The organism is Parasynechococcus sp., assembly GCF_045559935.1.
GTDB lineage: Bacteria > Cyanobacteriota > Cyanobacteriia > PCC-6307 > Cyanobiaceae > Parasynechococcus.
The window spans coordinates 74,536-94,307 of the sequence record NZ_JBJLJL010000008.1; the positions used below are offsets into that span (position 1 = coordinate 74,536).

The window sequence follows — 19,772 nt, forward strand, 5'->3', positions numbered from 1 at the left end:
CATGGCGAAAACGCGTGAACATCCATGCCCTTCGGTCCTGCCTCGCTGCTCGGGGTCGAACGCTTCTCTGCTGAAAGTGAGGCGCCAATTGAGCTGGTCCCCTGCGATGACGACGCCAGGAAGGAAGAGATCATCCGGGCTGTCTACAAGCAGGTGCTCGGCAATGCCTATGTGATGGACAGCGAACGCCAAGTCGTCGCGGAATCCCAGTTCAAGCTCGGAGAAATCAGCGTCCGTGAACTGGTTCGTCGCATCGCCAAGAGCGACCTGTATCGCAGCCGCTTCTTTGAAAGCTGCGCGCGGTATCGCTACATCGAGCTTGCCTTCCGCCATCTGCTGGGCCGTGCACCGGTCGACTTCGAGGAGATGCGTGGCCATTCTGAACGTCTTGACAGCACCGGATACGACTCGGACATCGACAGCTTCCTCGACAGCGACGAATACCAAAATGCCTTCGGTGAGTGGACGGTTCCGTTCCAGCGGGGCTGGAAGACCGAGAGCTGCGGAACCTTGCAGGAATTCACCTGGAGCTTCCAGCTCCTTCGCGGCAACAGCAGCAGCAGTCTGAAAGGAGACCTGGCAGGCATCAGCAGCAAGCTCGGTGGCTCGGCCTACCAAAATCGCCCCATCGCTGTCGTCCCCCCTTCCTCGAGAGAGGCCTCTGGATGGAGCTTCCGTCCGGCCCGGAATCTGCAGGATGCTCCAACTCGCCTTGGCGCTGGAGCCAGCGATCAGGGCCTCACCTACCGAGTAGAGGTCACCGGATACAGCGCCAACAACGTGCGTCGGATCTCCCGCTACGCCCGTGGCAACAGAGTCTTCTACATACCGTTCGACAAGCTCTCCGAGCAGTTCAAACGCATCCACCGCGAAGGCGGGAAGATCGCCAGCATCACGCCGGTGACCTGAAGCCCACCATCACTACTCGCGACTTCCCCGACACTCTCCTCACCCTCACCTGAACAATGGCCAGCAATCAACCCTCACTCGGCTTCGGTGCCACGACGAAGTGGGACTCTCCCGTCAGCTTCCAGCGCAAAGGCCGTGGTGGTCAGAAGCCTGCCCTGACAATCGGGGAGTTCCTGAAGCAGTCATGCGATCAGATGGCCATCGGGGTTGGTCCCCGTAGCCATGCGGACTGCCCCCATCGCGTCACCAGTGAGTGCTACAGCCCTGAGGACGATGGCTCTCTCGATGCGGTCATTGCAGCGTCGTACCGACAGGTCTTCGGTAATGCCCACGTGATGGATTTCGAGCGGTGCACAGAACTGGAGGCTCAACTCAGGGACGGGCGTTTAACTGTGCGCGATTTCGTCCGCGGCCTGGCCAAGTCCAGCTTCTACAAGAGCCGTTTTTTCAACAGTGTTGCTCCGCAGCGGGGCGTCGAACTGAACGTTAAGCATCTACTAGGCCGCGCTCCGGAAAGTCAGGCTGAAGTTTCCGCCATGATCACTCTGCAGGCGGAACACGGACAGGACGCCCTCATCGACAGCATCGTCGACTCCGCTGAATTCCTTGAGGTGTTCGGCAGCGATGTGGTTCCTTATGCCCGGTCCTGGAGTTCTCCGGCCGACCTTTCGACGGCTGCTTTCCCGATGCTGGCTGCTCTCCAGAGGAGTTTCGCCGGCAGTGACAGTGCCCGTGGAGGAAGCCCGGCGCTGACCCGCAGCCTGGCCAGCGGCATCGCTCCCCGCATCAGTGTCCCCAGTCAGGCAGTCGGGGTTCGTCCCTCCGCAAGCTTCACCACAGGACGTTTCAGCAGCAAGGATCCTGGAATTACAAGCGGGAGGGACACCGCTCCACTGCGCGGCGACGCTTACGTCACCTTTGGTCTTGGCCAGCGTGAACAGGAGACATTCCAGCGTTGCCCAGGAGACAGCCCTGATCAACTCAATGCGCTGATCCGCTCCGCATACAAACAGGTGATGGGGAATCCTCATCTGATGGAGTTCGAACGGGCCCTCTCCGCGGAAAGCAAATTCATTGATGGCTATCTGAGCACCAGAGAATTCGTTAGGGCTGTGGGTCTTTCAGCTGAATACAAGCGCCGCTTCTTCGAAACCAACGCTCCTTATCGCTTTATCGAGCTGAACTTCAAGCATTTCCTGGGCAGAGCTCCCCAATCCCAAGCAGAAATCAGCGAACACACCAGAATCCTCGCCGAAGGTGGATATGAAGCTGAAATCTGTAGCTACGTCGACAGCGTGGAGTACCAAAGCATCTTTGGTGAGGACACAGTTCCTTACGCGAGGATCCTCACTGAGAACGGCCGCTCACAGGTGGCCTTCAATCGGCATCTCAGCCTTGCGGAAGGTTACGCAGCAAGTGACACAGTTTTAAGCAGCTCCTCTCTCGTCACCTCCGTGGCCACGGGCATGGTTCCAACTGGCTGGAGCGCGACAACAACACGGATCAACCGCACCGGGACCCAATCCGGTGCTCCTGATCCAACCAAGAAGCGGTTCCGGATTGTCGTCGCTAACCAGACGGCTCGTTCACGCCAGCGCACTGCTGGCAGCACTTATCTCGTTTCCGGCAAAGACATGTCCAGCCAGATGAAGTACATCCATGCACGTGGTGGCAAAATCGTGTCCATCACCGAGGTGATGTAAGAGCAGATCAAGTCCCACATTGGGAGCTAGGTAATCTTCCGGCTCCCAAAGATTTTCAACTCAACCCCAGCACCATGACTGAGCCCACGACTCTTGCCTCACAAGCCAATGTTGATAGCAGTCATGCCGCTGAGGTCATTCTCCAGACGTACCGTCAGGTCTTTGGAAATAGACACCTGATGGAACTCGATGTGAACACCTCCCTGGAGGCACTGTTCATGAATGGCGATCTCACTGTCCAGGGATTTGTCACAGCGCTGGCTCAATCGGAAACATACAGGAGGCTGTTTTTAGAGCCAAACGGCCCTTACCAATTCGTTGAACTAAACTTCAAGCATCTTCTGGGTCGACCACCTCATGATCAGGCTGAACTGATGAGTCACGTGCGCCTGCTTCAAGACGAAGGATTTGAGGTCGAGATTGCCAGCTACACCTACAGCGAAGAGTATCTCTCTGCTTTCGGTGTCGATCAGGTTCCTTACAATCGCGCCTCACAAAGCATGATTGGAGGCCGCACCCTGAACTACACCAGAGCTAGTGCATTGGATGCCGGCTACTCAGGTTATGACAACGCCCGACGTGACTCCAAATTGCTGAAGAGCCTCTGCTCAGACAGCTCACCAACCATTCTTGAACGCAAGAGTGTTGGCAACTCAGGCTCCTTGACCATCAATTGGACGTCAAGCCGTCAAATCGGTGCCAACCGACGCGCTGTCCAAAAATCGGTGGTTAGCCAAACTTCCATGTCGGCCACCATACGAACCATTCTCGCCCAAGGGGGAAAGATCCTTTCTATTGCGAAGGCTTAATCCTTCCCACCGATTCCCCGGTCTAGGCAAGCGAATCAGTCATGATGAGCGAGGGGGAATCCAAATGCCCCCCTCGCTGACACATTCAACAATTTCACATCTGAAAACGGTTTTCCTCATGCCAATTCTTCGCCCAACATCGAGCGAACAACCGACTCAGACCACTGATTTTCAGCAATCAGTAGCTGCAACACCAATGGCCATGTCGATGATGATCGACTCCATGGTTAACATGATGCAAATCAACCGTCCGCCACTGGATGATCGCACTATCGATCCAACCATTAGACAGAATGACAATTGAGCGATTTGTTGCTCAAAGCCTGGGGCAATGGCGCTCAATGCGATCTGGACATTCGCTCGCTTTTCAACAATTTGAAGACGTCCTTAGCGAAATCAATATTGAATCAATCAATAAAAACCACAGAGACATTCAGGGACTCCTGGAAAGCTCAAATGCAGCTCACGCAAACACCTCCAATGTTGTTGCTCCCTTCAAAATGCAGTGGTCTGCCGAAAGTGACTGGGAGCCGGACGATCCATCACAAGTCTCCTCAGGCTCATGCCTAATCATCCCATTACAAAAAGACGATTCCTCCGGAACATTGCTTAGGAGCGTGGGATACGCAGAGTCAGAGCCTGCCGAATCCACGTATCACTTCCTAGACGACGGAACGTTTCTACTCACAACGCATTACGAGCAATCAATTGCAGAAGAAAGGATCTGGTTTGCTTCTGAAAATGTGCGCTGCAGATCTTCCGTCCTAAAGACATCTGGCGGCTCAGGAATCCTACAGACATCATTCGCCTCCGAAGTCAGGAGAATATCAGCATAGGAATAAATGTATGAGTGATCATTTATCCCTCACCGAATTTGCAAAGACCCTTGCGGGCTCTTACGACAACTTCGAACAATCACAGAACAACCCGAAAGATTTCGCACGCATCAACATATATTTCCGACCATTGCCATGGCATATCTTTCAAGGTCCAGGCTTTTATTCCGAGCAATGTTATGACTACGCTCCATGGGATCCATATCGACAAGGAATTCATAGATTAACCATGGTCCACGATCTGTTCGTAATGGAAAATTATGGCTTTGCCAATTCTCGCAGAATTGCTGGAGCCGGACGAAATCCTGAACTCTTGGATGCTCTCCGCGTTGAGTCATTTGAAAAACGATGCGGCTGCGCAATGCAATTTCAGACCAAAGAGCCTGGACACTACATCGGCAATGTTGAGCCAGGCAAAAATTGCCTGGTTCCGCGGGACGGAAAATTAACGTATTTAGTCAGTGAAGTCGAGTTCAATCAGACCAACTGGATTAGTCGCGATCGTGGATTTGATCCAGAAACCAACGAACAAGTCTGGGGATCTGAACATGGCTTACTGCGCTTCAAAAGAACCTCAAGCTTTGCAGATGAAATTACCAATGAATGGCTTCAAGCAAAGCACTGAAGAATGCTTGACTACGAAAAACAAATGAAGGCCTGGATACGATCACATCATTTGATATGTGTTGGGAGTGATTTTATCTTTGAAACTGTCGACCAAACTCAACTAGACAAATTTGATTTATGTATTCAAGCCATCGGCGGCAAGATTAGAACCGTTAAAGCAATTGGCAATTGGCCCATGGGTCCAAGGCGCTCATTTAAGATTTTACAAGCTACCGCGAGTGTTCCTCGACCTGGTGGCGAGAACTTAGTCACATATTGGGCCAAAAAAGGAAGCAGAGCTACAAGATATTCAGAAATAAATTCTTGAATTGAAGACAATTCATTCTTCAAACCATCCCATCCAGGTATCTTTAGAAAAATTCGTATGCTTACTCCATTTTCTTAAAATAGTTAAGGAGTCAAATTCATAACCTCTAGAGGCAGCAATTGAAATGACTTGATCCTGATTTAAAGCAGCTTTAATTTCAGCTTGCAGTTCGGGATCTTGGCGAACCAATGCAATAAATGATTCTAGAGTTGAATCCTTCTTTGCGTTAGAGGCCGAATCGGTCATGTGAGGCCCAGATTGGGAAGCGTCTTATCCATCTTAGACGGACACCCTGGCTCAAGCACCATCCATCAACATGGCACGCCATTGCAAAGTTTTTCTAAACGCCCATGACCAATGCTCAACAGGCACAGCTCGAATCTTTTCCAGTTCAAAATCACTCAGAGAGGCCGCATCCGATGAAACATATTGCTCCCATTCACTCAATGGGAACAAAAATCCTTGGGACACCGCATAGTCAACAATCTGTTGATCCGACACACACGACTTCAATCCTGTAGCAATCGCATGATCATAAACAACAGACTGGATGAATTCATCAATCACCAGTGATGATGATGCCATGCTCAACAACTTTCGATCCAGAGTGCAAAGTTGACCTTGTCGCAAATCATTTGAAGCACTAATGGGCCACCAGGGCACCTCAGCAACCGCCACGGAATCTTTTGCTCAAGGATGCCAGAATCAATAATTATCTTTGGTGGACTAGTCGCCTGCTCATAGGGGATCAATGCAGATCCGTTCAAACTTGGCTCAATCTGATGAACAATCTCTTTTAACTGATCCAGTTCTGTGATCTTATTCAGCTCAGTCTGTACATCCGAACGACCTTGGACAGATTCGACAAATTCCAGGAGGGCTTGTTCACGCTCAGGAGAAACAGGCATAAGCGCTTGACCAATACGGACGACTATAACAGCGAGCCAACTGCACTTCGTTACAAAACTGCAGGATTTGAGGTGGGCCGATTAGCCAAGCCTCGTGCCTTGCCTCAACTGGTGCAACTATTCATCCAAACCAGGATGATGCTAGAATAAAATGCGAATTTTTTCATAGTTTCCACCGTAGATCCTTCAGAACCAACCCGAATATTCTGGTGAGCCTGCTCATCAGATCGTCATGATCAGGATCCAACGATTTCCTTGTTCGCACTTACAACATGGCAGAGCGGTTCGACAATCTGGTTGAGGGCTTGACCGAGGAGCGCGCCTTAGCCGTGATTCTTGCCGATCCAGACACGTTGGATCGTCCGGTAGACAAATACATGGCTGCAACAAGACTGGGAGCTAGCGATTCCGAAGAGTCACTTGACATCCTGATCAAGGCTTCGGAGTTAAGTCCAGAGCATCTGTTTAATCGCATCACCCGACGAAAAGCGATCGAGGCGCTTGGCAGAAGAAAAAGCCCCAAAGCCTTGCCATCTCTGTTTCAGGCGTTGTCCTGCACTGACGAAGCTGCCGTGATCAACGCCGTCGATGCCATCACCAGGATCGGCGCACCGCTGACAGACACCGACCACAAGAATCTGCTGAAGGCACTCGAAGGAGAAGATATCCAGAAAAGGGCTGTGGTCCAGGCCTTCTGTCGACTGGACGTGGCCAGTGCAGAAGCAAAAATCCGCCCCCTAGCGGACGACTCCAACCCTCTGGTCTCCGGTGCAGCTAGAGCGTATCTGGCCAAGGTGCACCGCCAGACCTCCGGACTGGATACTCTCGTCTCCCAGCTGATTGATCCCATAGCTGGCAGACGCCGATCCGCTGTGATTGATCTTGGTGATGCTGGTGACGTCACCAGGCTTGAGGTCCTCGTGACCGCACCTGTATCGATGTCTCTACGAGCCAGAAGTGCTTTTCAACTGGTTGACCCAGAGAAAAAATGCCATGTACCTGACGAGTACCAAGCATTGTTGACGAAACTTCTACAAGACGACCCCCGAAAATTAAAACTCCGGCAGGAATGGATCTGCTCTGTTGATGCCATTGAAATAGAAAACAATCTTCAACACCGCGACGAGGCCCGTCAATACGGCGGCGCTGCAAGCCTAATGGCCATGAGTATGCCTGAAAAAATAGTTTTGATTGATGAGATCAAACAAAAGTTATGGAGTGACTACGTCACCCACTACTACCTGACAGCAGTCGTCAGCCTGGAGAAACTTGACGAACGCAGTGAGCTGATCCGCCTTGCCTTGGCCGAAACGATTCCGCAGTACACAAAATCCAGGATCGCGGCTGCCTGGGGGTGCCTCAGCTTGGGACTATCGGATCAGAGACCAATCCTGGAGGAGCTCTCAATGTCCGCTCATTGGCTACCACTGAAGTGGACCTGCCGACAGGTGCTTAAACAGTTGTCATGATTAAAGGGAGATTCTTCACTGAAAACCACATCCACTGAAGTTGGGCGTTGCTGATTTTCCTTTTGTCAATTTGTGTGTCCTGACGTGCTCCTCATGGAAATCTGTCAGTTGAGCAGGGTTAATGTCCATCTCGATGCGGAATGCATCTCCTCCAACAACGTATTCCCCAACCTCATGCTCGACGCATTTTCCCGGGCTGCTGTCTCGGCCGATTCCAGCGGCTCCTTCATCGGTGGAGGCGAACTCGCTTCCCTGAAGTCCTTCATCGCTGATGGCAACAAGCGCCTTGACGCTGTTAACGCGATTTCTTCCAACGCCAGCTGCATCGTATCCGACGCCGTCGCCGGCATCTGCTGCGAGAACACTGGTCTGACCGCCCCCAACGGTGGCGTCTACACCAACCGCAAGATGGCTGCCTGCCTGCGCGATGGTGAGATCGTTCTCCGTTACGTCTCCTACGCCCTTCTGGCTGGTGACGCTTCAGTTCTGCAGGACCGCTGCCTGAACGGCCTGCGTGAAACCTACGCTGCCCTGGGCGTTCCTACCGGATCCGCTGCCCGCGCCGTGGCCATTATGAAGGCTGCTGCAGGTGCTCTGATCACCAACACCAACAGCCAGGCTAAGAAAATGGCTCTGACTTCTGGTGATTGCAGCAACCTGGCCGGTGAATCTGCCAGCTACTTCGACATGGTGATCAGCGCTATCAGCTGACCCAGAGATTTCATTTCTGTACATCTCGAACAACCCTCTTTTCAATCATGAAATCCGTCATCACCACCGTCGTCGGCGCAGCCGACAGCGCTTCCCGTTTCCCCTCAGCATCCGACATGGAGTCCGTCCAGGGCTCCATCCAACGCGCTGCTGCTCGCCTCGAAGCTGCTGAAAAGCTGGCCGGCAACTACGATCAGGTTGCTCAGGAAGCTGTTGACGCTGTTTACAGCCAGTACCCCAATGGAGCGACAGGCCGTCAGCCCCGTAAGTGCGCCACTGAAGGCAAAGAGAAGTGCAAGCGTGACTTCGTTCACTACCTGCGTCTGATCAACTACTGCCTGGTCACCGGCGGTACCGGCCCCCTCGATGAGCTGGCCATCAACGGTCAGAAGGAAGTGTACAAAGCACTCAGCATCGATGCTGGAACCTACGTTGCTGGTTTCTCACACATCCGCTCCCGCGGTTGTGCTCCTCGCGACATGAGCGCTCAGGCTCTGACCGCTTACAACCAGCTTCTCGACTACGTCATCAACTCCCTGGGCTGATTCTCAGTTCAAGCTGAGTGATGTACTCGATCTGATGGAGGGGGTGGGCAAATGCCCTCCCCCTTTTTTTTACCCATCATTATTCGAGAACCAACCAATTGATTTACTGTCAAACAACAAAAAGGTCCATCACTGGCTGAATCGTTAGAGCCATATCAATAAACCACCCTAATGCGTTGGTGACTGCATTTCTTGACGAGCTGAATGCTCACATTCAGTGATCAATCAATCATGAAGCAACCGTTTTTTGATTACGCGTCACTTTACCTCTCTCCCCAACACGCTTTCTAGAGCCAATTCTATTCATGATCTGGCCAGCATGTTTGAGAGAGCATAAAATCATCAAACTCAACCCTATTTCTCATCATGCTAAGTACGCAAACAAGTCCGGAAGGCATGGCTGCAGCCAACCGCACCAAGCCTGCCTCGTATTCCATGGCCAGCAAAGCTGGCAAAAACACGGTCCATCGCACTGTTGCTGGTTCCATCGCTGAATTCAAGCGCAACACCTGCTCAACGATGGGGCTTGGTATTGGGCCAAGACTGCACAGCGAATGTCCGTTTGGTTCAGTCTTTGATGAGTACCATCCAAACGATTCAGCAGCACTGGAGCGCACAATCATTGCTGCCTACAGACAGGTTTACGGGAATCTGCCTCCGACCGAAAACGAACGCTGCACATCACTGGAAGTTCGCCTGATGAATGGCGAAATCACAGTTCGTGACTTCGTCAATGGTCTCGCCAAATCCCCCTTCTATAAGCAGAACTATTTCCATGCTGTTGCTCCACAGCGTGGCATTGAACTGAACTTTAAGCACCTGCTAGGCCGCGCTCCTCTAAACCAAGCTGAAATTCAGAAAAGCATCAAACTCCAAGCTGAAGAAGGCTTTGATGCTTTGATAGACAGCCTGACAGATTGTGCTGAGTATGCTGAAGTCTTCGGCTCTAACATCGTTCCCAACTGGCGTACAGCTGATTCTTATGCCGGGATGATGACATCATCGTTCAACATGATGAGAGAGCTGGCCAGCACTAAAGTTGCCGTAAGTGATAACGCGCAGGGCAGCCGCAGCAGAACCTTGAACCCTCTGGCTACCGCAGCCGCCAAGGCATCGAGGCCTGTCACCTTCACTTACCAAGCGGTCGCAAAACCTGCTGCCAGACTGCCGCAGCAGCAGTATTCCGGACACCAGCCCCCGAAACAGACCGGCTACGTTGAGTTCCGTCCTTTCGGAATTCACTTCTGAGCTGACGTTTCCAAACAGAAACAGGCTTGAGCCATCTTTGGCTCGAATCAGCTCCCTTTCATCGAAAGGGAGCTTTTTTCTTGAAATCAATCGTTCCGTAAGGGTAAGGATTGGAACGCAAGCCCCCCGTTTACAACAGGTGAACATCGTCGATTAGATTGATTGGAGGATGACAACAGTGCTTGCAGTGCTCCAGGATTTCACCGACGTCTCATCGATCAGCGGAAGCCAACTCACGGAAGAAGAAGCACTGCAGCTTGCTGATGAGCTCAGCACACAGTTAGGTGAAGGTGAAATCCCTCAATCAGATGCAGAGTCACTCGAGCGCATGGTCGCCGGTCTCGGAGATGCGAGAGGAGCTCTGCGCCTCACCTTTGCGAAAAGTCTTGGCGCAGTAGGAGAAAAAGCTATACCCATTCTCTGTAAAGCACTTCGGAGTCACCAGAATGTCATCGTCAGAAGAGCATCAGCTAAGACGCTCAATTTAATAGGACATAAGGAAGCTCTCCCTTTTCTGCTCGAAGCCTTTTTAGAAGACAGTGATCCAGTTGTACTCGGATCTTCTGCTGGAGCAATGGCAACAATTGGACCCGACGCCATGGATTCCTTACTAGGAATCCTGAAAAATCCAGACTGCACACCATTTCAGGTTGGCTTGATCAACCTGGCGCTAAGTTTCATCGGTGTCAAAGCACCCGAGGCATTGCTAGAGGCTGCAGATTCCGACGTGGCTGAAGTTCGAGTTGCTGCAATTTCAGCTTTAGGAGATCAAATACAAAAGAGTGATGATCCTCGGGCACAAATCAGAGTATTCAAAGCACTAGATGACATCTCACCGGAGGTGAGAGCAGAAGCAGTTACACTGATTGGAAAATCATGCGATGCAGAAGATGTTGAACATATGCTGTGCAAAAAGTTGATCGACGAAGACAATCAGGTACGAAAGAATACTGCGATGGCGCTGATGAAATTAGAAGCATATAATTCAGTCGAAAGCATAGAAATAGCAAAGTCAGCAGAAACAGACGAGTCAGTACAAGCAGTATTCAATGTTGCCATAAACATACTAAGTAGAGATTCATAAGAACACAGGAGCAAATACGAATAAGAGGGCTAAAGCATTAAAAGGATGCCCTAAGCAGCCCAACCTCTACTCCTCTTAACATAAACAGAAGGAATTCGAGCAGATCTGATAAGAAGCGGATGCATGCTGGTAAAATATGGATATCACAAGGACTCTCTATGTCGCGTGCTGAATTCATACGCTTTCTTAAAGTTCTAGAAGAAGATTTGCCATTTCGAGCTCTTTTCCAAGAAGCTGAGCCCGAGGAAATCCTCAAACTCGCAGATCAACATGGATTTGTCTTTTCAGATGAAATAAAGGGTCGCTTCCTGAATCGATGGGCAGGTGTATATTTCTGCCCATTTGCCAATGATGTGGGAAGACTATGCCCAAAAATGGTACCCGAAGGATTTAGCACACTCCTACATTATTCACAGACAACATGTGCCAAAGAGGATAAAGTAGAACGTTTTGATTTTCGTGCTGGAGGCTATTATGAAGGAGTAAAAACAGTAACTGGATAAAGCAAAAGATATTAACTCCTAGAATTTAATAGGTTCTGAAGACGTGCCAATGCGGACTGAGCTGCTTCCTGAATCAATGGATCATCATTATTTTCTTGAAGTGTCTGTAAAGCATCTTCAGCCATAGGATTCGGGATATCGGCAAGAGCCTGAGATGCACTAAAGATCAAAGCCACATTTTCACTGCTGAGAGACCTTGCCAGAAGTCTGATTGCCTCTTCAGACTTAAATTGTTGCTTACCAATCTGACCGAGACACATCAAAGCACCTTGTACGACCACCATATCTGTATCATCAATCCCTTGTTCCAGCATCTCCATCACTGAATCAGGAAAAGGCTGATCAGGAAAGTTCTTGAATAATTGCACGAATGCCTTCGGGCAACAACGCCTTGCAGTTTGATTCTCAGTTGTTCCATAAAGTTCAATCAAAGGATTGAAGGCAGAACTCCCAAAAAAACCAATGCCTTTAACAGCGGCTCTATACACCTTAGGGTCATGGTGAGAGAATAAATCCAATAATTTCGGCATTGCTTCTTCGTGATAATATTCAGCAAGAATTAAACAGGCTTCTTCCTGAATTCTGGGATTGGGGTGCATCAGATCCTCAAACAAAGAATTGATGGCAGGCACTGGCTGGTTGTCGCTCACTGCGATTCTCGATCAATTTTTATATTAGATTTTAGCATCGGTTCTCATACAGGAGGAACAGCATTTGTCGTCAGCTCATGGGTACATTCTCCAGCAGCGATTGCGCTTTCCAACGAACCAAGATCTCAGGGTCTGAATGAGCAAGATCCTGCACTTGACCAAGATATCGAGACAAAGACTCATTAAAAAAGGTTGATTTAATCACAATTAAAGCGGCATAACGGACATCCCAAAATGGATGTCCGTTATGCGACAAGGCAGACTTCAGTATATGCTCACATTGATGAGGATATAAGCGGGCATAAGATAACAATGCAGCTGATGGAGACTTTTTGAATTGCGGTCGTCTATCTCGAAAAGCATCAAATAAAATGTCATGAATTGACGTCAGCGCCTCAGCATTCCAGTCTCTAATCAAACCAAATAGATGCATCATGAAATAGTGTGCACCATAGTCGTTGTGAGCTTTCTCCTGCCAGTTTGCCAACACATGGTGCCAAACATCTTCTGAATCGCGATCCAATAAGGCTTGCATAGCCAAATAACAGCGACTGAAATCAGGATGAAAGAGACCTTCAACTAAAAGCTTCGTTGGGAGGGGATCACCATAGTGATGGAGCACCGTGATCGACCTAGGATCATCCCGAAGAACCTGGTCAACAGCTGACAGAGCCTCACTTTTTGGCTGTTTTGCCAACGAGTTTTCTACAAGAGCACGCACAGCTCTAAGCCGAAATGCTGGTGAAACGGGTGCCTTGAGTAACGTTGGTAAGAGTTCAATCCCACCAGCATCGATGACATCCTGGACTGCCGACTGACGATCCATCTGATTAGAATCAAACAGATGATCACTTAGCTCACCAAGACGTGTTCGATCTCCTGACAAGTTAATCGTGGCCGCAATTGCCGCACCTCTTATAGAAGACCGTTCATGATCCTTCAATGAAGCGATTCTAGATAGTGCCGTGATGACACTGAGCTGAGACAGACTCTGAATAATAACTCTTTGATTTTGATTGGGATCATCCAACAACTGAATCAAGCGCTGATGCACAGACCGGTCCTGACAGTTCAACCGTGCCAGGGCCCAAGCAGCATTTTCGACCATATAGATATCAGAACTATCAAGAAAACTGGCAATCTTCGACTGGGCTGAATCAACTCCCAATCTTGCAAGAACTTCGACAGCCTTTCGTTGTGCCAAACGAACAGACGATTCAGTTGATGTCTTGCAAAGAAAGCTCAGCAAAGCGTCGTTCGCTGCAGGGCCAGGGAAGTTAATCAAGTGGGAAACAGCCATATAATAGTCACTACCGCTATCAAGATCTTGAGCATCCTTCGCCAAAATCTTAATAGCGTCGTCTTGAGCCAGCCCAAGATGAATGTTGTCAAATAGCCCCGACATCCGAGATCATGATTTTTGAATAATTCTACATGCCCATCTCCGTCAATCGCCACATTTAGCAAAACAGAAGAGCGCGGACTCAGTCATCGACTTTAGCCCCACACCACACAAGACACCCAAAATTCCACAAGCTAGTTGAGAGGATTTCAGATGGTTTACTCAAAGCATTTAAAGAAAAAGCGTCGAAATTAACCCATTACTTTCACGAAAACTTCTGGCAAGGCTCCAAAAAATACTAAAAAGTGACAATAACAAAGTCAACGTCAAATCCCCTGGAGACGAAGATTTTAGAATTAAGCGCCCAGAACAAATCTCAACTTAGCCATCAGAATTTTATTGAGTTGTCCTAATATTTTCTACATCGAGAGGGACTAACAGACCACAGTTCCTGAGTCGGCGCAAAGCATCCTGATCAGGAGTTGGAGGAAACCTCAAAGACACCATCGACAGGTCGGTTGGACTTCAAGACATCCCAGTTGATAGCTTGCAGAAAAGACTTTTCATCCTGCGTCTCGACAATATCGACACCCCAGAAACCTTGTTGAAGTGGCGCTCCTGGTGCTGCCTCGGAGTCTTTACGCCCGCCAAGTGCCAACACTGTATGGCTTGTATCGTGGCCAAGCTGAGATCTCAGCTGTTTCCAAGCAACAACCAATTCCATAGCCATATCGCAGGGAGATGCATTTGATGTCAAAGACAAAATCCAATGAGGATGTTCAATTACATTTGCAGAAATAAATGTTGCGGAGACAGATTGGATCCCCGAAGCCAACTCTTCAAGCCGGAAGGCCGGCACTTCTGAAGACTGAACCTGCAAATTATGCGAGAGAATGAATGTAGTCATGAAAAGAACTCCTTCTTATCAACCTTAATGGAGCCACAGCTCGAGCGTGATCAAAACCTCAACACATTGCAGTCATCAAAAAAGGGGGGCAGATGCCCCCCAATAGATCATGTCCAGTACTGAGTTAGGACAGAGCGTTGATGGTGTAATCAAGGTAGCTCTTGAATTCATTCAGAGCCTGAGCGCTCATGTCGCGAGGTGCGCAGGCACGATCGCGAGTGTAGGTGAGCGCTTCGATGTACGCGTTGGTTGGAAGCCCAAGAGTGCGATAAACCTCTCTTGCTCCGGCGATACCCCACTCATCGAGGGGGCCGGTGCCGCCAACGATGAGGCAATAGTTGATGAGGCGGAGGTAGTGACCGAGATCGCGGTAGCACTTGTCGATCTTTACCTGGGAGTCACCGGCTTCGCCGGGCTGCTTGAGGTAGGCGTACTTATTGAAGCAAGCATCACCAGCTTCACGGGTGACGTTGTCGAGGCCAGCGGCCAGCTTTTCAGCGGCCTCCAGACGTGCAGCTGCACGCTGGATGTTGCCCTGAACAGCCTCGAGGTCGTTTTGAGAAGGGAAGCGACCGGCTGCATCAGCTGCGGTCACAACAGTCGTGACGACGGATTTCATTTGAGATCCTTAGGTAAGGGTGCTGAGGAGGAAAGAAGAAGACGTAGTCAGTCGCCGATCAGCTGATTGCGCCGATCACGCGATCAAAGTAAGAGCCAGCTTCAGACACCAGTGCAGAGCAGTCACCCTGGGTGGTTTCCATCTTGCGGTACTTGGCGCCACCGCTTGCAGGCGAGTTGGTCTGACCGATCAGAGCCGTAGCTGCAGACTTCATGATCGCCACAGCACGAGCAGCAGACTGAGTGGGAACACCCAGGGCGATGTAAGTCTCTTTCAGACCATTGAGGCAACGGTCATCCAAAACGGAAGCGTCGCCAGCCAAGAGTGCGTAGCTGATGTAGCGAAGCACGATCTCGCCGTCACGAAGGCAGGCAGCCATGCGACGGGTGGGATAGCAATTGCCACCGGCCTGGATGAGGCCAGTGTTTTCGCAGATCATGCCGGTGACTGCATCAGAGACGATGCAGTAAGCATTGGAGGTGATGGCGTTGACAGCGTCCAGACGCTTGTTGCCGTCACGCACGTATGAGCGGAGGCTAGCGAGCTCGCTACCACCCACGGGTGCAGTTTTAGCGTCAGCGCTGACGACTGTGCGGGAAAATGCGTCGAGCATTGGGGGCCAGACAGTTTTGGAGATGCGGTGCTTCGGAAACCGCCTGGGGAACAAGTCACGAGGACCTGAGAGCCCAAAGGAGGGAGAAGCGCATCGCCAAGCTAAACCCCGGTCCCAGGCAAGCTTCCAAAACCGTCGCGATCACGCAAGGGTTTGTCACCTTGGGGCGTAAAGCAGCGATTCCCCCCTTCCTCACAGGCAGCTTTGAGAGCTCCACGAACGGACAGGTCCCCTCCGAAGCGTCGAGGAACTCAGCCAAGGCCAGGACTGGAAGTTAGAAGGTTTAAAATCCAAAACTGATCGACCGGTGCTTTGTGGACCAATCCGCTTCTGATCTGCCAAGTCTTGAGGAATTACAGGAGTCTATTGATGAACTGTCTGCCTACCGAGAGAGACTTTTTCAAGACGTGGTCGGGCTTGGGAAGAAACTTCGACTGTCCCAGAAAAAAATCGACGCAACAATTGCTGAGCATCCAGAGCTACAACGACTCGACGAGGTCATGTCTCAGCTTGTAGCACAAAGAAATGCCCAGCAGGCACAAGCCTGACTCCCAGACTCAAGACCTTGCACCTCGTCTGACCTATTTAGTTCTACACGTTAATCATGATGTCGCCAATATCCTCTCCCCCAATGACAATGGTGGACTTCTTCGAATCAAGCCGCGGAACCTGGTTGAATCGACGCGCTGTGCATCATCTGGATCACCAAGATGACGAAGCAGCAGATTCTAATCTTGTGATCGAACCTTTCAAGGCAGACGACCCTGCTGTCAGCAGAATCTGCGAAGCACTCAATATCAATACAGCAAACAGCACAGGGGGAGCGCGCTTTTGGTGGGAAAGCAATATCAAAAAAGGGGTCAGGAACGATGACTACGCTGCCGTGGTCATCGACGTACCCGACAATGGCAACGATCGCAGGGGATTCCTCCTCAGAGATGTGGGATACGTTGAAAAGCAAGCCGTTCTAAGCACTTACAGCTTCGCCGAGGATGGTGTACTGACGATCACCACGCGATATGACACCAATATCGGTATTGAACGATGCTGGTTCGTCACTGATCAGATCCGCATGAGGGTGAGCTCAGTTCAGTGCTTGGATGGTGTCGCGATGACCACCTACTGCACTGAATTCCGCTGTCCCACTGACGCTGACATCACGGCTATCGCTGAGCATGCCAAGCAGATGGCCAGCAATACTTCATCCCACGGAGCCTGACTGTCATGTTTGATCCGTTTCTTGAGGAATTACAAACTGCGATCAAAGCCCGCGGCGGAATATCCGTTGAAATACCGGCAGGCCTGGAACGCAATCAATCTCAAAAGCGCACCAGTACCATTCAAAGTTGGCTCTGGAAGGTTCCAGGTTTTCGCCGCTGGCGCGTCACCCGACTTGACGCCGGTGAAAGTCTCCAAGTTCTCAACTCTGTTGCCTACCCCGATTACAGCTTGGATCATCCCCTGATGGGAATTGATTTGCTCTGGTTTGGTGCTCGTCAGAAGCTTGTGGCAGTTCTTGACTTCCAGCCACTGGTCCAAGACAAAGATTACCTTGACCGTCACTTTGATGGCCTGAAGGATCTGAGTGCCCGCTTCCCTGATCTAAATGGTGAAGAGACGATGCGATCCTTTGATCCGAATCAATATTTTTCGTCCTGGCTGCTTTTCTGCCGTGGTGGTTCCGAACAGGCTGAAACATCCTTGCCTCCCGCCTTCAGCTCCTTTCTGAAGGCCTACTGGGACTTGCACGATGAAGCCTCCACAGCCTCATCCTCAATATCACCGGAAGACGTGCAGAAACTTCAGGAGAATTACGACGTCTATAGCGCCGACCGGGATCCAGCCCATGGACTGTTCACCAGTCACTTCGGCAAGGACTGGTCGGATCGCTTCCTGCACGAGTTTCTCTTCCCCGCCTCCGCTCGCTGATGACACCCGAACGCCCATCGAGCACCGATCCAGTCGTCCTGCCTGGCTGGACTTGGCAACCCTTTCTCGATGATGCAGTGAATGCCCTTCATCCACTGAACATCCAGCCCTATCCGGTCGCCGAGGAATTTCTTCAGAAACAGGACATCACCGGGTCACGATCCAAGCCGGTGACCGTCACCACGGCCACATGGGCTTGCCGAACCGAGAAGTTCCGGCAGGTGCGAGCCGCTTGTGTGGATGCCGGGGCGGCAGCATCAGTGCTCAACTTCGTAATCAACCCCCTCTCCCGATTCGACCTGCCGTTTTTCGGGGGTGATCTGGTGACCCTGCCTTCCGGTCATTTGCTCGCACTTGACCTGCAGCCGGCAGACAAATCAGATGAACAGCACACCCGTCCGGTCTGGAATCGGCTGATGCCGATTTTCGAGCGTTGGCGGGAGAAGCTCCCGGATGGGGGACCGATCCCGGAAGAGGCGCAGCCTTTTTTCTCACCAGGCTTTCTCTGGACCCGGCTGCCTCTCGGAGAAGAGGGAGACCATTTGATCGAGACCGTGGTTCGTCCTGCCTTCAACGACTATCTGAGGTTGTATCTCGAACTTGCAGCTGAAGCCGAACCTGTTTCCGATGCACGACGGGATGATCTGCTCGCCGGACAACGCCGTTACACGGATTACCGCGCCGAAAAGGATCCCGCACGCGGGATGCTGACTCGCTTTCACGGCAGTGACTGGACTGAGAACTACATCCATACAGTTCTGTTCGATCTCTGAAGGAATCGCCGAAGGACACCCATCAGACATCCCTTCCGGCGACAGGGATTAAGCATTATGAACAGGCTTCGGGAGCTCCTCGAGCACTTGGCGAGAATCTCACCGACCCCGACGGGACCTTCCTTACGATGTCCCTCCGGTGTCTGTGACACCCATTTAGACGCTGCCAAGAGGAGTTCCAAATGTTCGACGCCTTCACCAAGGTTGTCGCCCAGGCCGACGCCCGGGGACAGTTCATCAGCACCAGCGAGATTGACGCTCTCGCCGCCGTCGTCTCTGACAGCAACAAGCGTCTGGATGCCGTCAACCGCATCTCCAGCAACGCCTCCACAATCGTTGCCAATGCAGCCCGCCAGCTGTTCGCTCAGCAGCCTGCACTGATCGCCCCCGGCGGCAACGCCTACACCTCCCGTCGCATGGCTGCCTGCCTGCGCGACATGGAGATCATCCTTCGCTACGTCACCTACTCCGTGTTCACCGGTGACGCTTCCGTGATGGAGGACCGCTGCCTGAACGGCCTGCGTGAGACTTATCTCGCCCTCGGCACTCCCGGTGCTTCCGTTGCAGCCGGCGTGAACCTGATGAAGGACGCCGCTCTGTCCATGGTCAACGACCGCAACGGCATCACCTCCGGTGACTGCGCCTCTCTGAGCAGCGAGATCGGCACCTACTTCGACCGCGCAGCCGCATCTGTGGCCTGATCCAGGCATCAGCCCTCTTCGTCTAACCGCTTCTTACTTTCATCATGAAAACCCCTCTCACCGAAGCTGTCGCAGCTGCCGATTCCCAGGGACGCTTCCTGAGCAATACCGAAGTGCAGGCCGCTTCCGGTCGCTTCAGCCGTGCCAAGGCCAGCCTCGAAGCTGCCAAGGCACTGACCTCGAAAGCTGATTCTCTGGTCAACGGCGCTGCTCAGGCCGTTTACAGCAAGTTCCCCTACACCACCCAGATGGAGGGGTCCAACTACTCCGCCACCCCGGAAGGCAAGGCCAAGTGCTCCCGCGACGTCGGGTACTACCTGCGCATGATCACGTACTGCCTGGTGGCAGGTGGCACCGGCCCCATGGACGACTACCTGATTGCCGGTCTGGCAGAAATCAACCGCACCTTCGAGCTCTCCCCCTCCTGGTACGTGGAAGCTCTGAAGCACATCAAAGCCAATCATGGGCTCAGCGGCGACGCCGCCACCGAAGCCAACAGCTACATCGATTACGCCATCAACTCCCTGATCTGATCAGGTCCCGATGCGTTGAAAGCCCCCCACCGGGGGGCTTTTTTTA

27 protein-coding genes are annotated in these 19,772 nt (G+C 51.5%); 19 read left to right on the forward strand and 8 right to left on the reverse strand.

Annotation, left to right across the window (positions count from 1 at the left end; genetic code table 11):
* Positions 1-24 precede the first annotated feature (24 nt).
* The 7 genes from ACJ0G7_RS04880 to ACJ0G7_RS04910 all read left to right on the forward strand — a co-directional run bounded on the left by ACJ0G7_RS04880 (position 25) and on the right by ACJ0G7_RS04910 (position 5,191).
* The gene (locus tag ACJ0G7_RS04880; protein WP_407395325.1) at positions 25-909 is read left to right on the forward strand and encodes a phycobilisome linker polypeptide; all 885 of its coding nucleotides are present in this window, start codon (positions 25-27) and stop codon (positions 907-909) included.
* A gap of 56 nt (positions 910-965) precedes the next feature.
* Positions 966-2,612 carry a phycobilisome rod-core linker polypeptide gene (locus ACJ0G7_RS04885; protein WP_407395326.1) on the forward strand — a complete coding sequence of 549 codons (1,647 nt, stop codon included), beginning with the start codon at positions 966-968 and terminating at the stop codon, positions 2,610-2,612.
* Positions 2,613-2,686: 74 nt separating this feature from the next.
* A complete protein-coding gene (locus ACJ0G7_RS04890) occupies positions 2,687-3,421 on the forward strand; it encodes a phycobilisome rod-core linker polypeptide (RefSeq protein WP_407395327.1) in 735 nt (244 codons plus the stop codon).
* Between the two features lie 118 nt (positions 3,422-3,539).
* Positions 3,540-3,725 (forward strand): hypothetical protein, encoded by a 186-nt coding sequence (locus ACJ0G7_RS04895; protein WP_407395328.1) that lies wholly within the window; start codon positions 3,540-3,542, stop codon positions 3,723-3,725.
* Positions 3,715-4,257 (forward strand): phycobiliprotein lyase, encoded by a 543-nt coding sequence (locus ACJ0G7_RS04900; protein ID WP_407395329.1) that lies wholly within the window; start codon positions 3,715-3,717, stop codon positions 4,255-4,257. Before ACJ0G7_RS04895 ends, ACJ0G7_RS04900 begins: the two co-directional genes overlap by 11 nt.
* Positions 4,258-4,267: 10 nt before the next feature.
* Positions 4,268-4,882: a chromophore lyase CpcT/CpeT gene (locus ACJ0G7_RS04905; protein WP_407395330.1), complete on the forward strand. Its 615-nt coding sequence runs from the start codon at positions 4,268-4,270 to the stop codon at positions 4,880-4,882.
* 3 nt (positions 4,883-4,885) lie between these two features.
* Entirely contained in the window at positions 4,886-5,191 is a 306-nt protein-coding gene (locus ACJ0G7_RS04910; protein ID WP_407395331.1) for a CpeR family transcriptional regulator, read from the forward strand.
* Positions 5,192-5,203: 12 nt separating this feature from the next.
* Here the strand turns inward: ACJ0G7_RS04910 and ACJ0G7_RS04915 are convergent, their stop codons facing one another.
* The 3 genes from ACJ0G7_RS04915 to ACJ0G7_RS04925 are packed head-to-tail and all read right to left on the reverse strand — an operon-like array spanning position 5,204 to position 6,099.
* Positions 5,204-5,437, reverse strand: a complete 234-nt coding sequence (locus tag ACJ0G7_RS04915) for a Nif11-like leader peptide family natural product precursor (RefSeq protein WP_186484863.1) — start codon at positions 5,435-5,437, stop codon at positions 5,204-5,206.
* A gap of 51 nt (positions 5,438-5,488) precedes the next feature.
* A complete protein-coding gene (locus tag ACJ0G7_RS04920) occupies positions 5,489-5,776 on the reverse strand; it encodes a Nif11-like leader peptide family natural product precursor (protein ID WP_407395332.1) in 288 nt (95 codons plus the stop codon).
* A gap of 2 nt (positions 5,777-5,778) precedes the next feature.
* Positions 5,779-6,099 (reverse strand): hypothetical protein, encoded by a 321-nt coding sequence (locus tag ACJ0G7_RS04925; protein WP_186484861.1) that lies wholly within the window; start codon positions 6,097-6,099, stop codon positions 5,779-5,781.
* Between the two features lie 272 nt (positions 6,100-6,371).
* On the opposite strand from ACJ0G7_RS04925, the gene ACJ0G7_RS04930 reads away from it, so the two are divergent.
* The 6 genes from ACJ0G7_RS04930 (at position 6,372) to ACJ0G7_RS04955 (ending at position 11,659) form a co-directional block, all read left to right on the forward strand.
* Complete coding sequence (locus tag ACJ0G7_RS04930) at positions 6,372-7,568, forward strand: HEAT repeat domain-containing protein (RefSeq protein ID WP_407395333.1); 1,197 nt, start codon at positions 6,372-6,374, stop codon at positions 7,566-7,568.
* A gap of 174 nt (positions 7,569-7,742) precedes the next feature.
* Positions 7,743-8,279 carry a bleomycin hydrolase gene (locus ACJ0G7_RS04935; protein WP_407395845.1) on the forward strand — a complete coding sequence of 179 codons (537 nt, stop codon included), beginning with the start codon at positions 7,743-7,745 and terminating at the stop codon, positions 8,277-8,279.
* A 47-nt stretch (positions 8,280-8,326) separates the two neighbouring features.
* A complete protein-coding gene (gene mpeA / locus ACJ0G7_RS04940) occupies positions 8,327-8,824 on the forward strand; it encodes a class 2 C-phycoerythrin subunit alpha (protein WP_407395334.1) in 498 nt (165 codons plus the stop codon).
* A gap of 366 nt (positions 8,825-9,190) precedes the next feature.
* Complete coding sequence (locus tag ACJ0G7_RS04945) at positions 9,191-10,072, forward strand: phycobilisome rod-core linker polypeptide (protein ID WP_407395335.1); 882 nt, start codon at positions 9,191-9,193, stop codon at positions 10,070-10,072.
* A 169-nt stretch (positions 10,073-10,241) separates the two neighbouring features.
* Positions 10,242-11,156 carry a HEAT repeat domain-containing protein gene (locus tag ACJ0G7_RS04950; RefSeq protein ID WP_407395336.1) on the forward strand — a complete coding sequence of 305 codons (915 nt, stop codon included), beginning with the start codon at positions 10,242-10,244 and terminating at the stop codon, positions 11,154-11,156.
* Between the two features lie 119 nt (positions 11,157-11,275).
* Positions 11,276-11,659: a Nif11-like leader peptide family natural product precursor gene (locus ACJ0G7_RS04955; RefSeq protein WP_407395337.1), complete on the forward strand. Its 384-nt coding sequence runs from the start codon at positions 11,276-11,278 to the stop codon at positions 11,657-11,659.
* A gap of 11 nt (positions 11,660-11,670) precedes the next feature.
* Here the strand turns inward: ACJ0G7_RS04955 and ACJ0G7_RS04960 are convergent, their stop codons facing one another.
* From ACJ0G7_RS04960 to cpeB, 5 genes are all read right to left on the reverse strand, one after another.
* Positions 11,671-12,309, reverse strand: a complete 639-nt coding sequence (locus ACJ0G7_RS04960; protein ID WP_407395338.1) for a HEAT repeat domain-containing protein — start codon at positions 12,307-12,309, stop codon at positions 11,671-11,673.
* Between the two features lie 70 nt (positions 12,310-12,379).
* Positions 12,380-13,714: a HEAT repeat domain-containing protein gene (locus ACJ0G7_RS04965; RefSeq protein WP_407395339.1), complete on the reverse strand. Its 1,335-nt coding sequence runs from the start codon at positions 13,712-13,714 to the stop codon at positions 12,380-12,382.
* Between the two features lie 412 nt (positions 13,715-14,126).
* The gene (locus ACJ0G7_RS04970; protein ID WP_407395340.1) at positions 14,127-14,558 is read right to left on the reverse strand and encodes a DUF2656 family protein; all 432 of its coding nucleotides are present in this window, start codon (positions 14,556-14,558) and stop codon (positions 14,127-14,129) included.
* 124 nt (positions 14,559-14,682) lie between these two features.
* On the reverse strand, positions 14,683-15,177 hold the full coding sequence (cpeA, locus tag ACJ0G7_RS04975) for a class 1 C-phycoerythrin subunit alpha (RefSeq protein WP_407395341.1): 495 nt from the start codon (positions 15,175-15,177) through the stop codon (positions 14,683-14,685).
* A 58-nt stretch (positions 15,178-15,235) separates the two neighbouring features.
* Positions 15,236-15,790 carry a class 1 C-phycoerythrin subunit beta gene (cpeB, locus tag ACJ0G7_RS04980; RefSeq protein ID WP_186484853.1) on the reverse strand — a complete coding sequence of 185 codons (555 nt, stop codon included), beginning with the start codon at positions 15,788-15,790 and terminating at the stop codon, positions 15,236-15,238.
* Between the two features lie 314 nt (positions 15,791-16,104).
* Between cpeB and ACJ0G7_RS04985 the strand changes: the two genes are divergently transcribed.
* From ACJ0G7_RS04985 to cpcA, 6 genes are all read left to right on the forward strand, one after another.
* A complete protein-coding gene (locus ACJ0G7_RS04985) occupies positions 16,105-16,338 on the forward strand; it encodes a hypothetical protein (protein ID WP_186485532.1) in 234 nt (77 codons plus the stop codon).
* Positions 16,339-16,397: 59 nt separating this feature from the next.
* The gene (locus tag ACJ0G7_RS04990) at positions 16,398-17,009 is read left to right on the forward strand and encodes a phycobiliprotein lyase (RefSeq protein ID WP_407395342.1); all 612 of its coding nucleotides are present in this window, start codon (positions 16,398-16,400) and stop codon (positions 17,007-17,009) included.
* A 5-nt stretch (positions 17,010-17,014) separates the two neighbouring features.
* Entirely contained in the window at positions 17,015-17,719 is a 705-nt protein-coding gene (locus tag ACJ0G7_RS04995; RefSeq protein ID WP_407395343.1) for a 15,16-dihydrobiliverdin:ferredoxin oxidoreductase, read from the forward strand.
* Positions 17,719-18,492: a phycoerythrobilin:ferredoxin oxidoreductase gene (locus ACJ0G7_RS05000; protein WP_407395344.1), complete on the forward strand. Its 774-nt coding sequence runs from the start codon at positions 17,719-17,721 to the stop codon at positions 18,490-18,492. Before ACJ0G7_RS04995 ends, ACJ0G7_RS05000 begins: the two co-directional genes overlap by 1 nt.
* 182 nt (positions 18,493-18,674) lie before the next feature.
* On the forward strand, positions 18,675-19,193 hold the full coding sequence (locus ACJ0G7_RS05005) for a phycocyanin subunit beta (RefSeq protein WP_043695030.1): 519 nt from the start codon (positions 18,675-18,677) through the stop codon (positions 19,191-19,193).
* A 44-nt stretch (positions 19,194-19,237) separates the two neighbouring features.
* Positions 19,238-19,726 (forward strand): phycocyanin subunit alpha, encoded by a 489-nt coding sequence (gene cpcA, locus ACJ0G7_RS05010; protein WP_043695027.1) that lies wholly within the window; start codon positions 19,238-19,240, stop codon positions 19,724-19,726.
* The last annotated feature ends 46 nt before the right edge of the window (positions 19,727-19,772 follow it).

Coding starts and splice junctions, on each gene's coding strand:
- ACJ0G7_RS04920 (WP_407395332.1), bottom strand. CDS start 5,776: ATGGCATCATCATCACTGGTGATTGATGAATTCATCCAGTCTGTTGTT.
- cpeB (WP_186484853.1), bottom strand. CDS start 15,790: ATGCTCGACGCATTTTCCCGCACAGTCGTCAGCGCTGACGCTAAAACT.
- ACJ0G7_RS04900 (WP_407395329.1), top strand. CDS start 3,715: ATGACAATTGAGCGATTTGTTGCTCAAAGCCTGGGGCAATGGCGCTCA.
- ACJ0G7_RS04890 (WP_407395327.1), top strand. CDS start 2,687: ATGACTGAGCCCACGACTCTTGCCTCACAAGCCAATGTTGATAGCAGT.
- cpeA (WP_407395341.1), bottom strand. CDS start 15,177: ATGAAATCCGTCGTCACGACTGTTGTGACCGCAGCTGATGCAGCCGGT.
- ACJ0G7_RS04935 (WP_407395845.1), top strand. CDS start 7,743: ATGCTCGACGCATTTTCCCGGGCTGCTGTCTCGGCCGATTCCAGCGGC.
- ACJ0G7_RS04895 (WP_407395328.1), top strand. CDS start 3,540: ATGCCAATTCTTCGCCCAACATCGAGCGAACAACCGACTCAGACCACT.
- ACJ0G7_RS04910 (WP_407395331.1), top strand. CDS start 4,886: ATGCTTGACTACGAAAAACAAATGAAGGCCTGGATACGATCACATCAT.
- ACJ0G7_RS04885 (WP_407395326.1), top strand. CDS start 966: ATGGCCAGCAATCAACCCTCACTCGGCTTCGGTGCCACGACGAAGTGG.
- ACJ0G7_RS04950 (WP_407395336.1), top strand. CDS start 10,242: ATGACAACAGTGCTTGCAGTGCTCCAGGATTTCACCGACGTCTCATCG.
- ACJ0G7_RS05000 (WP_407395344.1), top strand. CDS start 17,719: ATGACACCCGAACGCCCATCGAGCACCGATCCAGTCGTCCTGCCTGGC.
- ACJ0G7_RS05005 (WP_043695030.1), top strand. CDS start 18,675: ATGTTCGACGCCTTCACCAAGGTTGTCGCCCAGGCCGACGCCCGGGGA.
- ACJ0G7_RS04945 (WP_407395335.1), top strand. CDS start 9,191: ATGCTAAGTACGCAAACAAGTCCGGAAGGCATGGCTGCAGCCAACCGC.
- ACJ0G7_RS04880 (WP_407395325.1), top strand. CDS start 25: ATGCCCTTCGGTCCTGCCTCGCTGCTCGGGGTCGAACGCTTCTCTGCT.
- ACJ0G7_RS04970 (WP_407395340.1), bottom strand. CDS start 14,558: ATGACTACATTCATTCTCTCGCATAATTTGCAGGTTCAGTCTTCAGAA.
- mpeA (WP_407395334.1), top strand. CDS start 8,327: ATGAAATCCGTCATCACCACCGTCGTCGGCGCAGCCGACAGCGCTTCC.
- ACJ0G7_RS04995 (WP_407395343.1), top strand. CDS start 17,015: ATGTTTGATCCGTTTCTTGAGGAATTACAAACTGCGATCAAAGCCCGC.
- ACJ0G7_RS04955 (WP_407395337.1), top strand. CDS start 11,276: ATGCATGCTGGTAAAATATGGATATCACAAGGACTCTCTATGTCGCGT.
- ACJ0G7_RS04990 (WP_407395342.1), top strand. CDS start 16,398: ATGTCGCCAATATCCTCTCCCCCAATGACAATGGTGGACTTCTTCGAA.
- ACJ0G7_RS04965 (WP_407395339.1), bottom strand. CDS start 13,714: ATGTCGGGGCTATTTGACAACATTCATCTTGGGCTGGCTCAAGACGAC.
- ACJ0G7_RS04905 (WP_407395330.1), top strand. CDS start 4,268: ATGAGTGATCATTTATCCCTCACCGAATTTGCAAAGACCCTTGCGGGC.
- ACJ0G7_RS04915 (WP_186484863.1), bottom strand. CDS start 5,437: ATGACCGATTCGGCCTCTAACGCAAAGAAGGATTCAACTCTAGAATCA.
- cpcA (WP_043695027.1), top strand. CDS start 19,238: ATGAAAACCCCTCTCACCGAAGCTGTCGCAGCTGCCGATTCCCAGGGA.
- ACJ0G7_RS04930 (WP_407395333.1), top strand. CDS start 6,372: ATGGCAGAGCGGTTCGACAATCTGGTTGAGGGCTTGACCGAGGAGCGC.
- ACJ0G7_RS04925 (WP_186484861.1), bottom strand. CDS start 6,099: ATGCCTGTTTCTCCTGAGCGTGAACAAGCCCTCCTGGAATTTGTCGAA.